Origin of the sequence: Rhizobium sp. 16-488-2b (assembly GCF_017741815.1) — a bacterium.
In the GTDB taxonomy this organism is placed as follows: Bacteria; Pseudomonadota; Alphaproteobacteria; order Rhizobiales; family Rhizobiaceae; genus Rhizobium.
In genome coordinates this window covers 275,196-287,829 of sequence record NZ_JAGHMF010000003.1, presented here as the reverse complement: position 1 = coordinate 287,829, position 12,634 = coordinate 275,196, and the positions used below count along the sequence as shown (strand labels likewise).

The window sequence follows — 12,634 nt, the reverse complement described above, 5'->3', positions numbered from 1 at the left end:
TGACCTGTTGCGCGGCCCGCATTTGGCGATGGCCACAAAAAAACTCAAGTCCTATTTCAGAGGCTGACGCGGCAGCCCTGAAAAAGCTTGCGGGCAACGATTCGCGCCCGTATCTCAGGGGTGAACAGGAGATGATGCATGTCCGATCAGGTGAACAAGTTTCTGGGCGACTCGCTCGGCCGTACATTGATCAAGCTTTTGGTGGTGTCGCTGATCGTCGGCTTCATCATGGCCGTCTTCGGGCTGGCACCGCTGGATTTCATCTATGGAATCCGCAATTTCATCCTTGAGGTCTGGCACCGCGGCTTCTCCGCGCTCGGCCGCGTCGGCGACTATCTGATGCTCGGCGCCACCATCGTCATTCCGATTTTCCTCATCATCCGTCTCTTCAGCTATCGCCGGTAACATGACCTCCATAGATCTCTCTCGGCGCAGCCTGCTGCGCTTTTCCGCGCTTGCGCTTGCAGCCGGCGTCGCCAGCTGCGCCACCGGGCCGAAAGAGCCCTCGACACCCTCCAACGGCGAAGACCAGACGGCGGCCTCGCTGCCGCTCGTCAACCAGCTGCGCGCCAAGAACGGCCTGCCTCCATTGACGGTCGATCCGGCCGCGACGGCCGCCGCCCTCTTCCAGGCCAAGCGCATGGCAGCGGCCGGCAAGATGAAGCACGTGATGGGCATCGCCGATGGTTTTGGACCGCGCGTTAAGGCGAGCGGCGTGCAGCTGCCGGCGGCGGAAAACATCGCGACCGGGCAGCAGACGGTTCCGGCCGTCGTCACCGCCTGGATCAACTCACCGCATCATCTGGAAAACATGCTCGGCCGCTATAGCGGGCTTGGTGTCGCGGTTGCCTATAATCCCGCTTCCCGCAACGTGCCCTATTGGGCCATGGTGCTTTCCAACTGAGGTGATTCCGCCTCTTGGCCGGGAGGCGGGTTTTGGACGCAGGCGTAAACAGCAGCGATAGCCGCAACGGCCTCGCCTTCGAGGTCACACACCGGATGGTGCTGTCTATCGCCATTCCGATGACGCTCGGCTTCATCACCACGCCGCTGCTCGGCCTCGTCGGCACCGGCGTCGTCGGCCACATGGGCGATCCCGATGCGCTGGCGGGCCTGGCGATCGGGGCGATGCTCTTCGATCTCATTCTCGGCAGCTTCAACTTCCTGCGCGCCTCGACCACGGGATTGACGGCGCAGGCCTATGGGCGGCGCGACCGGCATGCCGAACAGGGCGTGTTCTGGCGGGCGATCATTTCGGCGCTCGGCTGCGGCGTGGCGCTGCTCTGTCTGTCGCCGCTGCTTCTGGCAGCGGGTTTGACGCTGATGGGGCCGGAGAACGCCGTTGCGCAGGCGACCAGCACCTATTTCTCCATCCGCATCCTCGCCGGGCCGGCAGCGCTCGCCAATTACGCGATCCTCGGCTTCGTGCTCGGGCGTGGGCAGGGAAGCATCGGCCTCCTGCTGCAGACGATCATCAACGGCATCAACATCGTGCTGGCGATCGCGCTTGGGCTCTGGCTCGACTGGGGGATATCAGGCGTCGCCTGGGCAACCACCGTCGGCGAGACGATCGGGGCGCTCGCCGGCCTGTTCATCGTGCTCAAGAGCTTCGACCGCGCTGACCGGCCGACGCGCGGTGAACTTTTCGCCGGGCACGCACTTGCGGAGCTCTTCACGCTCAACCGCGACATCCTGATCCGCACCTTCGTGCTGCTTGGTGCCTTCGCGCTGATGACGCGGATCGGCACCAGCTTCGGTGCCGTGACGCTGGCGGCGAACGCCGTGCTGATGAACTTCCTGATGCTGTCGAGCTTCTATCTCGACGGGCTGGCCAATGCCGCCGAGCAGATCACCGGGCGCGCCGTCGGGGCACGCTACCGCCCGGCCTTCGATCGCGGCTTGAAGCTGACGACGATCTGGTCGTTCGGGCTCGCCGGCATCATCTCGCTGTTCTTCCTGGTGGCCGGCGAGCGGCTGATCGCGGCGCTGACGACATCACCTGACGTGCGCGAGGCCGCAAGCCTCTATCTGCCGTGGGCGGCGATCACGGGACTGACGGGCGCGCTCGCCTTCCTGATGGATGGCGTCTTCATCGGCGCCACATGGTCGAACGACATGCGCAACCGCATGCTGATGTCGTTCGTCGTCTATCTCGCGGCACTCGCGATCTTCGTGCCGTTCTTCGCCAACCACGGCCTGTGGCTGGCGATCAATCTGTTCCTGCTTTCACGCGGTGTGTTCCTGGCGCTCAGGGTCAAGCAGCGGGCCGATCAGACGTTCCGACCGGCCCAGTAATCCGTCCCGCTGTCGCGCAGTTCACGGATGGAAGCGACCTTCTCGCGGTCCATCAGCTTCGACAGGCCACGAACGATGTCGCCCGCAAGGCCCGGGCCTTCATAGACCATGCAGGAGTAGAGCTGCACGAGATCGGCGCCCGCCTTGATCTTCTCCAGCGCGGTCTCCGCCGAGGAAACGCCGCCGACGCCGATGATCGGCAGGCCGGGGCCGACGCGCTTGCGCATCTTCGCGAGAACCACGGTCGACTTTTCGAAGAGCGGCTTGCCGGAGAGACCACCCTGCTCTTTCGCCTGGCGCTGATCCTTCAGGCCATCGCGCGACAGCGTGGTGTTGGAGACGATCAGGCCATCCAGCGCATGCGAGAGCGCTTCGGCGGCGATGTCGTCGATGCCCTCTTCCGTCAGATCGGGCGCGACCTTAAGGAAGACGGGGATCTTGTGGCCGGATTTTGCGGCTTCCTCGTCGCGCGCGGCAAGCACGGCCGACAGAAGTGCCGAGAGGCTCTCGCGCGCCTGCAGATCGCGCAGGCCCGGCGTGTTGGGCGAGGAGATGTTGGCGGTGAAATAGCCCGCCAGCGAATAGAAGCGGCGGATACCCTTCACGTAATCGTCGATGCGATCGGCGCTATCCTTGTTGGCGCCGATATTGACACCGATGATGCCCTTGCCCCGGATCGTCGACAGGCGCTGGAAGGCGGCGGCGTGGCCCTCATTGTTGAAGCCGAGGCGGTTGATCACGCCTTCGTCCTCGACCAGACGGAAGATGCGCGGACGCGGATTGCCGGATTGTGGCTTGGGCGTGACCGTGCCGATCTCGGTGAAGCCGAAGCCGATCTTCAGCAGCGCCTCCGGAACTTCGGCGTTCTTGTCGTAGCCGGCAGCCATGCCGATCGGATTGGCGAACTCAAGCCCGGCGACCGTCTGGCGCAGGCGCGGATCCGATGGCGCCGCGCAGGCCGGAACGAGGCCTGATTTCAGCGCCGCGATCGACATGCCGTGCGCCGTTTCCGGATCGAAGAGGAAGAGGCCCTTGCGGGCGGCGTGCTTGAAGAGATCGATCATGGCTGCAGGTCCGGAAAGATGTGTTTGCCTTCGGCATCGAGCGGCAATGGCTTTTCCCAGAGCACGGCCGAAAGCGGGAGGTCCGCATAGAGATGCGGGAAGAGATCGCCGCCGCGCGACGGCTCGAAGATCAGCTTGTCGCCAAGGACTGAACCATCGACGGCGACCAGCAGCAGGCCGGTCTGGCCGGCGAAGTGCAGGGCCGCGGTCTGCACTGCCTGACTTGCCGTCGAGAAGTGGATAAATCCATCCGTCAGATCGATGGCGGCGCCGCGGAAAACGCCGGCGGCCCGGGCGTCCTGCCAGAGCGTTTCCGTCACGATCTTGTAAAGCGTGGGTGTCAGGGTCATGATGGCCTCATGAATGGCTGGTCTTTCCCGGGCTTTGCCGCAGTTGAGCGGCGATGTCCACGCGCTCACCGCAAAAAATGCGGTGGCCATCGAGATTTCCGGAGGAAACCATGAAAAATATCACGCTCAGCCTCGTCGCCATCCTCATTCCGCTTGCCGCTTCCGCCGCAGAGCCGGACGCAAGCCGTTTCCAACTGGAGCGCAGCGGCGACCATTTCGTGCGGCTCGATCGCCAGACCGGTGCCATGTCGCTCTGCGAGGAGAAGGACGGGTCGCTCGTCTGCCGCATGGCCGCCGACGAACGCGCGGCTTACGAAAGCGAACTCGACCGATTGTCGGACCGGGTGACCGCGCTGGAGAACAAGAGTGTCGTCAACAAGGCGCTCCCATCGGACGCCGAGATCGACCGCTCGATCGGCATCATGGAGCGCTGGATGCGCAGCTTCATGGGGATCGTCAAGGAATTCCAGAGCGAGGACCAGGGCAACGCCCTTCCGCAAAAGACATGATTTGCTATAGTCTGCTTTAGCAGGAAGGCATGAACCGTGGAGGAAGGCGGGGCATGGACTTCATGATCGGGCTCTTGGGAGGGAGTTTTCGATGCATGAGCAGACAATCATTATTGCCGATGACCATCCGCTGTTTCGCGATGCGCTTCGCCAGGCCGTGACCGGGATGGAGGGGCATCCCGATATCGTCGAGGCCGGCGATTTCGCCGCCGCGCGAAAGTCGGTCGGCGAGCATCCGGAGGCCGATCTCATGCTGCTCGACCTCGCCATGCCCGGGGTCAGCGGTTTTTCCGGGTTGATGGCGTTGCGCTCGGAATTCGCAGGCCTGCCGATCGTCATCGTTTCGGCATCCGACGATGCGACGACGATCCGCCGCTCGCTGGAACTCGGCGCCTCCGGCTTCATCTCGAAATCCGCCGGGATCGACGATATCCGCCACGGCATACAGACCGTGCTTGCGGGCGATATCGCAACGCCCGACAGCTACCGCGACGGGCAGGAACAAGACCCCGATGTGGCCGACATCATCCACCGGCTGCACACGCTGACGCCGCAGCAAAGCAGGGTGCTGACGATGCTCGCCGAAGGCTTGCTCAACAAGCAGATCGCCTATGAGCTCGGCGTCTCCGAGGCGACAATCAAGGCGCATGTTTCGGCCATTCTTCTCAAACTCAATGTCGACAGCCGCACGCAGGCGGTGATCCAGCTCGGCAAGATCAACATGGCGATGGTCGCCTGACGGGAGAGAGGATTTTATTCCTCTTGTCTCTTTACTCCTGCCCGCCTTGCGGTTAATCTTTCAGCCGATTAAGGAGCGCCGTTGTGCGCACGGGATCAGGCGACATGCTGTCACACGAGCAGATCTGGGGAGCGCTCGACAGGCTTGCCGAACGGCACGACCTGACACCCTCGGGGCTTGCCCGCCGCGCCGGCCTCGACCCGACCTCGTTCAACAAATCCAAACGCCTTTCCGCCGATGGGCGCTTGCGCTGGCCATCGACGGAATCGATCGCCAAGGTGCTGGAGGCGACGCGCTCCAGCATGGAGGAATTTTTATCCTTCATGCGGCCGCAGGGCAGTTTCTCGACGCTGCCTGACGGCGCGTTTCCGCCGCAAGGGAGCTCAATACCACTGCTCGGCTTCGCGCAGGCGGGTGCTGGCGGCTTTTTCGATGATGGCGGCTTTCCGGCCGGACAGGGCTGGGATGTCGTGGAATTTCCGGCCGCACCGTCTCAGAAGGCCGGCGTCTATGCGCTCGAGGTGCAGGGCGAAAGCATGATGCCGCTCTATCGCGACGGCGACGTTCTGATCGTCGAGCCGGGCGCGCAGGTGCGCCGTAACGACCGCGTCGTGGTCAAGACGCGCGAGGGCGAGGTTATGGCCAAGGTGCTGATGCGCCAGAGCCCGCGCTCGATCGAACTCATGTCGCTCAATCCCGAGCACCCGAACCGGACGATCGAACTCACCGACGTGGATTGGATCGCCCGGATCATCTGGGCCAGCCAGTAGGAAAATCTTCCATGAAGCCTGCGGCACTTCTGACAGCGACTGCGGGAATAGCGATCGTCATCGGCCTGATCGCCGCGGGCGAGCATCGGTTGAGCGGTGCGTCGGATGCCAGCGAGATCGCGGCATCGGCGCAAGGCGCGGCCGAGCAGCAAACGCCCTCGCCTACTCAGCCGACGACGAACCCGGATGCCAGCATGATGGCCCGGCCGGTGGATGACGCCAGCCAATTCTACCCGGCCTCGGTCGATGGCAAACCATTGGAGCGCGAACAGGCGCCGGAGCCGGAGAAAAAGCCTGTCGTGGTGACTGACAAAGGGATCGACCTGCCGCGCCCGGTGGCCGAAAGCGCCGGCGTTCTCGGCTTCGGCGAACGGCGGCTGCAACTGGCCGGGCTGACGCCGACGCCGGTCGACAAGAGCTGCGCCGGTATTGGGGGCGCCGAGTGGCCATGCGGGATGCTGGCGAAGACCAATTTCCGGCTTTTCCTTAGGCTTCGGACCGTCAACTGCGATCTCAGCGATCCCAACTGGAGCGGCACCGCGACGGCCAGCTGCAAGATCGGCGGGCAGGATCTTTCCGAGTGGCTGATCGAGAATGGCTGGGCCGAGGCCGAAGCGGGGTCCGCCTTCGCGGATGCCGGCGCCAAGGCCAAGCGAGACGGAAACGGTATCTACGGGCAGGATCCACGCCAGGCCGGCGCAACGGATGCACCCGACCTGACGCAGCCTCAAGATATGAGCGATCCCTTGTAATGGGCGTGGCCAGTTCCTAAACTCTGCAGACATCGCAGAGGAACCATGCAGACATGAACAAGCCGCTTTCCGCCCACGACGCGTTGATCTACGTGATGGTCATGGCATCCGCCGTCGACAGCACGATGAATGATCGGGAGCTGGAACGTATCGGACAGCTGATCGGGTTTCTGCCGGTCTTCCGGGGCTTCGACGACGACAAGCTGATCTCGGTCGCGCGCGACTGTGCGGCGCTTCTGTCCGGCCCCGAGGGGCTCGATGTCGTTCTCGAGACGGTCAAGGACACGCTGTCGCCGAAGCTTTACGACACCGCCTATGCGCTGGCGGTCGAAGTCGCGTCGGCCGATCTTTCGGTGAAGGCCGAGGAACTGCGCCTGCTAAGCCTGCTGCGCGACCGGCTCGGCCTCGACAAGCTCACCTGCGCCGCGATCGAGCGCAGCGCGATTGCCCGTTTCCGCAAGGCTTAACCCGCCTAGTACAGTCCGTAGGGGAAGTAGCGCAGGTAGATTTCCTGCAGACGGCCGCTGCGAGAGAGGGCAGCCAGCGCGTGGTCGAAGGCCGAGCGCAGGACCTCGTCCTTTTGCCGCAGCATGATCGTCATGCCCTCGCCCAGAAACTCTTCCGACATATAGGGACCGTCGAACAGGGCGCAGCATTTCTCCGATGCCTGCGACGACACCCAGAAGGACAGCTGCAGCGAATCGGCGAAGACGGCGTCGACCTTGCCGTCCTTCAATGCTGTCAGCAACGCTTCCTTGCTGTCGAACGGCACAGCCTTGACCCTGGGGAAATAAGCGGCGAGCATGGCGGCGTGCGCGGTTTCCTTGACGACGCCGACGGAGCGATCGGCAAGGCCTGCGGCATTTTCACCCTTGATCGGCGCCTTCAGATTGCGGGCGAAGCGGGCGGGCAGCATTAGATAAGGACGCGAGAAGGAGAACTGCCGGCGCAGCTCGCTGCCGACGGCCAGCCCCGCGATCACGGCATCGCCCTGCGAGGCGGCCAGCGCATCCTTGAGATCGCCGAAGGGCAAGGCCTGGATCTGGCACTTGTCCGAAATCTCCAGTTCGGCGCAGATCTCGCGGGCGAGATCGACATTGAAGCCCGATAGCTTGCCGTTCTGATCCATGAAATTGAACGGCGGAAAATCGACCGAAGTCAGGAAACGCAGGCGCACGAGGCTCGTCAGATCGGGCTTGGCGAGACGCTCGCGGCTGTCGAACAACAGGGGCAAGGAGGGCGCGGCCTGCTGCGCCGCAGCCGAAAGAGGTAGCCAAAATGCGGCCAGAAACAGCCATAGGCTGCAAAACCCCTTAGGATTGAGAGATGCCAGCTTAAATCGCACCATTATGATCTGCCCCGGGGACTGCACTGCCAATTCAACGACGGTGTATCAGAGTCATGCGTATCGGGGAATATGCGTCGGGCGGGATCAGCACCCGTCACACGACGCTTCAGGAGCGACCAAAACCTCCGCTCTCGCCGGCCGTGCCGGCGGGCGTGGTCAATGATGCGCAACAGATCGAGATCGAAGCGCTGCTGATGCTCGGCATCGGCAAGCCGACGATCGCGCGCGCGGCGACCATGGCCCGCCATAACGGCACGTCGATCGAGCGCGAACTGCTGGCCAACCGGTGGGTGGACGCCGAGAGCTATTATGCAGGTCTTGCCCGCGCGCTTCGCGTGCCGTTCCTGTCGCAACTCGATCCGGCCCTGATCCATGACGACCAGGCGCTCGACACGCAGCTGGCGGATACGCGATCCGTGCGGTTGAACTATGCCGACAAGGGGATGATCGCCATCATTCCTGAGGCCGGCCGACTGCTGGCGCTGGCACAGACGATCGAGGCGCGGCCGGGGCTTGCAGAGCGGATCATCGTCACCACGCCCACCGCGATGCGCGACGCCATCTGGCGCGTCGGCGCCAAGCGGCGGGTGAAGGAGAGCATCGGGACGCTGTTCGAGGACAAGGGCCGGTTCAGCGCCCGCATCGTGCTCTCGGGCAAGCAGGGGTTCATTGCCGGCGCGGCACTCTGCGCGCTTATATTCGCGGCGTTTTCCGATCTGCCGCTGATCGCGATCGTTCACCTCGCGCTGTCTCTCATCTACATGGCGGCGATCCTGCTCAGGGCCTGCGCGCTCAGCCACCGCCGCGGCCCGCAGCCAACGCCGCAGCCGACGGAGCGGCTACCGGTCTATTCCGTTTTCGTCGCGCTCTACAAGGAGGCGGAGGTCGCCGGCCAGCTTGTCGCGGCGCTGAAGCAGCTCAACTGGCCCACCGCCAAGCTCGACATCAAGCTGATATGCGAGGCCGACGACCATGCGACGATCGCGGCGCTCGAAAAACAGGATCTCGGCCCGCAGTTCGAAATCGTCGCGGTGCCCGTCTCCCATCCGAGAACGAAACCGAAGGCGCTGAACTATGCTCTGAGCGCCGCGCGCGGCGAGTTCCTCGTGATCTACGACGCCGAGGACAGGCCGCATCCGGACCAGCTGCGCGCGGCCTATGCGAGCTTCTGCGCCAGCCGCGATGATGTCGCCTGCCTGCAGGCTCCCTTGATCATCTCCAATGTCGGCAGCTCATGGATCAGCGCGGCCTTCGCGCTTGAATACGCAGCGCTGTTTCGGCTGTTGCTGCCAATGCTCGCGAAGCACCGGTTGCCGATGCCGCTTGGCGGCACGTCCAACCACCTGCGCGTCGCCGATCTCAAGGCGTGCGGCGGGTGGGACCCCTATAATGTGACTGAGGATGCCGATCTCGGCCTGCGGCTCTACAGGCTTGGCTACCGCTGCGGCGTGATCGACTGCCCGACCTACGAGGACGCGCCGACGACGCGCAAGGTCTGGCTGAACCAGCGCACACGGTGGTTCAAGGGCTGGCTGCAGACGTGGCTGGTGATGATGCGCGCGCCGGGCAAGCTCGTGCGCGAGATGGGGATATGGCCGTTCCTCATTTTCCAGGTGCTGATCGGTGGCATGCTCGTCGCCTCGCTGACGCATCCGTGGATGGTCATGCTGATCCTCACCACCGCCAGCTACCTGATGCTCGGCTTCCCTGAAACCGCCACCCTTGATGCGCTGCTGTTTCTGATCGATGTCGGCAACATGCTGGGAAGCTACGTCATCCTGCTGGTGCTTGGCCGGCGCGCCATGCTGCGCGATGAAAAGCGAAAGGTCGGCTGGCGCTGGGTCGCCCTGCCCGCTTACTGGATGATGATCTCGGGCGCCGCGTGGCGCGCGGTCTTCCAGCTGCATTTCAAGCCGTTCTTCTGGGACAAGACCCCGCACCTGCCCTCTTCGCAACCGGTGCGCGCGGCCTCCATGCCGCTACAATGAGCCGATCCACTTAAATTCTGTGGACCTTTGGATGTGTTAGTTTCGTCTTAAGCAATATGGATTCTAGTCGCGTTCGACGACACCGGTTCCCGACCGAATGCATGATGCGCCTGTCGAGCCTTAGCGGGCATCTCCCCACGGCGCCACAAGCGCCAGCTCTGCCTTCGAAAACGCCTGTCCTTGAAAATGATCGTATCCGGCCATCCCCCTGGCCGCAGCCCATGGGCCCATTCATGCTGAAAAACTTCAAAATCCGCACCAAGATCATCTCGGTCGTTGCGCTTCTCGGCGTCATCGCGATCGGCGGTCTTGTCTATGTCGTCGAGGAATTCCGCGGCGCCGATGCCGCCTACAGCGCCTTCATCGACCATGAAGCGCTGGCAGCCATGCAGGCCTCGCGTGCCAGCGCGTCTGCCACCGCAGCCGTTCTGCAGGCAACCGTCGTCTCCGACCTCTCCCCCGGCATGCCCGACTTCGATGCCGCGATCGCCGCGCCGAGCAAGATGCCGCAAGCGCGCGAACGCCTGCAGCAGGCAGCCGACCTCGTGGCGAACCGCAAGCCCGCGATCGACGAAATCATCGCCGGCATCGACGAGATGGACGCGCTCTCGAAGAAGATGTTCGAACAGGCCAAGGCCGGCGATCGCACGGGCGCGCGCGCCACGGCAGCCGAGCTTAACGCCAAGCTCTCGATCGTCACACCGAAGATGATCGCCAACAATGATGCGCTGATGGTGCAGCTCAATGATGGCGGCGACGCGCTTTCGGCCACGGTCAACAGCCGCATCCTTTCCTGTTTCGTGCTGATCGGGCTCGCCGTGCTTGCCGCGATCGGGCTCAGCATCTGGATCGCGCAGGCGGGTATCGCCGCGCCGATGGCCCGGCTTCGCCAGCGCATGACGCGGCTTGCCGAGGGCGAGACGGCAAGCGCCGTCGACGGCATGGACCGGCAGGATGAAGTGGGCGAGATGGCGGCCGCGGTCTCGATCTTCCGCGACAACGCCATCGAGCGCGTTCGCCTCGAGCGCGAGGCGGAGCGCAATCGCAATCTCACCGACAGCGAGCGGCGCGAAATCGAAGCCCAGCGCGCCACCGAGGCGGCCGATCTCTCGCGCACGGTCAGCGCGCTCGGCGACGGCCTGCGCAAGCTTGCCGCCGGCGACCTGATCTCGCAGATCAACACGCCGTTCGAAGGCAACCTGGACAGCCTGCGCCAGGACTTCAACAACTCGATCTTCAAGCTCAACGAAACGATGCAGACCGTGGGCGACAATGCCCGCGCGATCACGGCCGGCGCCGGCGAGATCCGCTCCTCGGCCGACCAACTCTCGCGTCGCACCGAGCAGCAGGCGGCCTCCGTCGAAGAGACGGCAGCTGCGCTGGAAGAGATCACGACCACGGTCAAGGATGCCGCGCGGCGGGCGGAAGAAGCGCGCACGCTGGTGTCGAAAACCCGCCATAGCGCCGAGCGCTCCGGCGAAGTGGTGCGCAAGGCGGTCAATGCCATGCAGCAGATCGAACAGTCCTCGGCCTCGATCGGCAACATCATCGGCGTGATTGATGATATCGCCTTCCAGACCAATCTGCTGGCTCTGAACGCGGGCGTGGAAGCAGCACGCGCCGGCGAAGCGGGCAAGGGTTTCGCTGTTGTCGCCCAGGAAGTGCGCGAGCTCGCGCAACGCTCCGCCAACGCCGCACGCGAAATCCAGTCGCTGATCCTGACTTCGGGCAACCAGGTGAAATCGGGCGTGTCGCTGGTCGGCGAAACCGGCAGGGCGCTCGAAGAGATCGTGCATGAGGTGCAGGAGATCAACCAGCACGTCAACGCGATCGCCGAGGCCGCGCGCGAGCAATCGATCGGGCTGCAGGAGATCAACACCGCCGTCAACACGATGGACCAGGGCACGCAGCAGAACGCGGCGATGGTGGAGGAAAGCACCGCCGCCAGCCACAAGCTGGCGACCGAGGCGGCTGCGCTGAACACCCTGCTCGACCAGTTCAAGCTGACCGGCACCGGCGGCAGCACCGTGGCGTTCACACCACGGGTGGTTCCAGACGCCAACGAGCCCCTGGCGCCGCGTCCGGCCAAGCCTGTCTTGACCCGCAAGGCCCCGGTGCGGATCGCTACCTCGGGGGTTACGCGACCGACCTCCTCGCCGGCGCTCGCGCTGGGGCAAAAGCTCGCCAACGCCTTCGGGGGCACGTCTTCCGCCGACAAGAAGGACGACGACTGGACGGAATTTTGAGCCGCGACAAGGCTCTCGCAAACATGAAATGGGCGACTCAAGGCCGCCCATTTTCATTTCGGCAAATGCCGACTTTATCCGCTATGCGATCGATCTTTCAGACGAGACCGAGCGAGATCTCTTCAACCTTGCGACCACGACCATAATCGCGCTCATAGGAGGAGCGGCGGTCGCTGCGCTTGTATGCGGCAACGTCGAGTTCCGGCATATGGTAGCCATCCGCGTAGGTGCCGGTGTCATCGGCATCGACGACATCGCGCTTTGCGGTGAAAATCTTCAAGAGCATTTCGCTATTCCTCCTCGTGTGCGCCAGTAACGGCCAAAGCGCCGTCCAAGTTCCATGTACCGGAGAATAGTTAAAAATTAACCACGTTCATTAGGGATTCGTCAAGTAAGCGGAAAGCGTTAGGGTGTGGGGCGTTCAACGCTGACGCAGTTCACAATGTATAGAGACGCGACCCAACTGGGCGTGGAAGATCACATATTCTTGATGGGGATTGGAGCGGGTGAAGGGAATCGAACCCTCGTATTCAGCTTGGGAAGCTGCTGCTCTACCATTGAGCTACACCCGCG

At 63.6% G+C, this 12,634-nt stretch carries 14 protein-coding genes and 1 tRNA gene; 10 read left to right on the top strand and 5 right to left on the bottom strand.

The window, feature by feature from the left end; genetic code table 11:
- Window positions 1–138 precede the first annotated feature (138 nt).
- From J5286_RS03015 to J5286_RS03005, 3 genes are all read left to right on the top strand, one after another.
- Window positions 139–405: a DUF6460 domain-containing protein gene (locus tag J5286_RS03015; RefSeq protein WP_018898330.1), complete on the top strand. Its 267-nt coding sequence runs from the start codon at window positions 139–141 to the stop codon at window positions 403–405.
- A gap of 1 nt (window position 406) precedes the next feature.
- Window positions 407–904, top strand: a complete 498-nt coding sequence (locus tag J5286_RS03010) for a CAP domain-containing protein (RefSeq protein WP_047507248.1) — start codon at window positions 407–409, stop codon at window positions 902–904.
- Window positions 905–999: 95 nt separating this feature from the next.
- Entirely contained in the window at window positions 1,000–2,295 is a 1,296-nt protein-coding gene (locus tag J5286_RS03005; RefSeq protein WP_209189604.1) for an MATE family efflux transporter, read from the top strand.
- On the opposite strand, the gene J5286_RS03000 is transcribed toward J5286_RS03005, so the two are convergent.
- Both J5286_RS03000 and J5286_RS02995 read right to left on the bottom strand, forming a co-directional pair.
- Window positions 2,271–3,359 (bottom strand): quinone-dependent dihydroorotate dehydrogenase, encoded by a 1,089-nt coding sequence (locus tag J5286_RS03000; RefSeq protein WP_209189098.1) that lies wholly within the window; start codon window positions 3,357–3,359, stop codon window positions 2,271–2,273. The genes J5286_RS03005 and J5286_RS03000 overlap by 25 nt on opposite strands.
- On the bottom strand, window positions 3,356–3,709 hold the full coding sequence (locus tag J5286_RS02995; RefSeq protein WP_209189096.1) for a DUF952 domain-containing protein: 354 nt from the start codon (window positions 3,707–3,709) through the stop codon (window positions 3,356–3,358). The genes J5286_RS03000 and J5286_RS02995 overlap by 4 nt, the downstream gene beginning before the upstream one ends.
- A gap of 110 nt (window positions 3,710–3,819) precedes the next feature.
- Between J5286_RS02995 and J5286_RS02990 the strand changes: the two genes are divergently transcribed.
- The 5 genes from J5286_RS02990 to J5286_RS02970 all read left to right on the top strand — a co-directional run bounded on the left by J5286_RS02990 (window position 3,820) and on the right by J5286_RS02970 (window position 6,946).
- Window positions 3,820–4,218: a hypothetical protein gene (locus J5286_RS02990; protein WP_209189094.1), complete on the top strand. Its 399-nt coding sequence runs from the start codon at window positions 3,820–3,822 to the stop codon at window positions 4,216–4,218.
- A gap of 91 nt (window positions 4,219–4,309) precedes the next feature.
- On the top strand, window positions 4,310–4,957 hold the full coding sequence (locus J5286_RS02985) for a response regulator (protein WP_209189092.1): 648 nt from the start codon (window positions 4,310–4,312) through the stop codon (window positions 4,955–4,957).
- A 104-nt stretch (window positions 4,958–5,061) separates the two neighbouring features.
- A complete protein-coding gene (locus J5286_RS02980) occupies window positions 5,062–5,727 on the top strand; it encodes a S24 family peptidase (protein ID WP_018898323.1) in 666 nt (221 codons plus the stop codon).
- Window positions 5,728–5,738: 11 nt separating this feature from the next.
- Window positions 5,739–6,479, top strand: coding sequence for a thermonuclease family protein (locus tag J5286_RS02975; RefSeq protein ID WP_209189091.1), 741 nt, complete (start codon window positions 5,739–5,741; stop codon window positions 6,477–6,479).
- A gap of 53 nt (window positions 6,480–6,532) precedes the next feature.
- Complete coding sequence (locus J5286_RS02970; protein ID WP_018898321.1) at window positions 6,533–6,946, top strand: tellurite resistance TerB family protein; 414 nt, start codon at window positions 6,533–6,535, stop codon at window positions 6,944–6,946.
- Window positions 6,947–6,951: 5 nt separating this feature from the next.
- Here the strand turns inward: J5286_RS02970 and J5286_RS02965 are convergent, their stop codons facing one another.
- Window positions 6,952–7,827: a transporter substrate-binding domain-containing protein gene (locus J5286_RS02965; RefSeq protein ID WP_209189089.1), complete on the bottom strand. Its 876-nt coding sequence runs from the start codon at window positions 7,825–7,827 to the stop codon at window positions 6,952–6,954.
- Window positions 7,828–7,880: 53 nt separating this feature from the next.
- Here J5286_RS02965 and J5286_RS02960 point away from each other — a divergent pair, with 53 nt between their 5' ends.
- Together J5286_RS02960 and J5286_RS02955 are read left to right on the top strand one after the other, a co-directional pair.
- The gene (locus tag J5286_RS02960; RefSeq protein ID WP_245205324.1) at window positions 7,881–9,815 is read left to right on the top strand and encodes a glycosyltransferase family 2 protein; all 1,935 of its coding nucleotides are present in this window, start codon (window positions 7,881–7,883) and stop codon (window positions 9,813–9,815) included.
- A 233-nt stretch (window positions 9,816–10,048) separates the two neighbouring features.
- The gene (locus J5286_RS02955; RefSeq protein WP_209189087.1) at window positions 10,049–12,061 is read left to right on the top strand and encodes a methyl-accepting chemotaxis protein; all 2,013 of its coding nucleotides are present in this window, start codon (window positions 10,049–10,051) and stop codon (window positions 12,059–12,061) included.
- 97 nt (window positions 12,062–12,158) lie between these two features.
- Here the strand turns inward: J5286_RS02955 and J5286_RS02950 are convergent, their stop codons facing one another.
- Both J5286_RS02950 and J5286_RS02945 read right to left on the bottom strand, forming a co-directional pair.
- Window positions 12,159–12,347, bottom strand: coding sequence for a hypothetical protein (locus J5286_RS02950; RefSeq protein ID WP_018898317.1), 189 nt, complete (start codon window positions 12,345–12,347; stop codon window positions 12,159–12,161).
- 212 nt (window positions 12,348–12,559) lie between these two features.
- Window positions 12,560–12,633: transfer RNA gene (locus J5286_RS02945), tRNA-Gly, on the bottom strand.
- Window position 12,634 lies beyond the last annotated feature (1 nt).

Coding starts and splice junctions, on each gene's coding strand:
- J5286_RS02960 (WP_245205324.1), top strand. CDS start 7,881: ATGCGTATCGGGGAATATGCGTCGGGCGGGATCAGCACCCGTCACACG.
- J5286_RS02950 (WP_018898317.1), bottom strand. CDS start 12,347: ATGCTCTTGAAGATTTTCACCGCAAAGCGCGATGTCGTCGATGCCGAT.
- J5286_RS02970 (WP_018898321.1), top strand. CDS start 6,533: ATGAACAAGCCGCTTTCCGCCCACGACGCGTTGATCTACGTGATGGTC.
- J5286_RS02975 (WP_209189091.1), top strand. CDS start 5,739: ATGAAGCCTGCGGCACTTCTGACAGCGACTGCGGGAATAGCGATCGTC.
- J5286_RS02995 (WP_209189096.1), bottom strand. CDS start 3,709: ATGACCCTGACACCCACGCTTTACAAGATCGTGACGGAAACGCTCTGG.
- J5286_RS02965 (WP_209189089.1), bottom strand. CDS start 7,827: ATGGTGCGATTTAAGCTGGCATCTCTCAATCCTAAGGGGTTTTGCAGC.
- J5286_RS02980 (WP_018898323.1), top strand. CDS start 5,062: ATGCTGTCACACGAGCAGATCTGGGGAGCGCTCGACAGGCTTGCCGAA.
- J5286_RS03000 (WP_209189098.1), bottom strand. CDS start 3,359: ATGATCGATCTCTTCAAGCACGCCGCCCGCAAGGGCCTCTTCCTCTTC.
- J5286_RS02955 (WP_209189087.1), top strand. CDS start 10,049: ATGCTGAAAAACTTCAAAATCCGCACCAAGATCATCTCGGTCGTTGCG.
- J5286_RS02985 (WP_209189092.1), top strand. CDS start 4,310: ATGCATGAGCAGACAATCATTATTGCCGATGACCATCCGCTGTTTCGC.
- J5286_RS03015 (WP_018898330.1), top strand. CDS start 139: ATGTCCGATCAGGTGAACAAGTTTCTGGGCGACTCGCTCGGCCGTACA.
- J5286_RS03010 (WP_047507248.1), top strand. CDS start 407: ATGACCTCCATAGATCTCTCTCGGCGCAGCCTGCTGCGCTTTTCCGCG.
- J5286_RS02990 (WP_209189094.1), top strand. CDS start 3,820: ATGAAAAATATCACGCTCAGCCTCGTCGCCATCCTCATTCCGCTTGCC.
- J5286_RS03005 (WP_209189604.1), top strand. CDS start 1,000: ATGGTGCTGTCTATCGCCATTCCGATGACGCTCGGCTTCATCACCACG.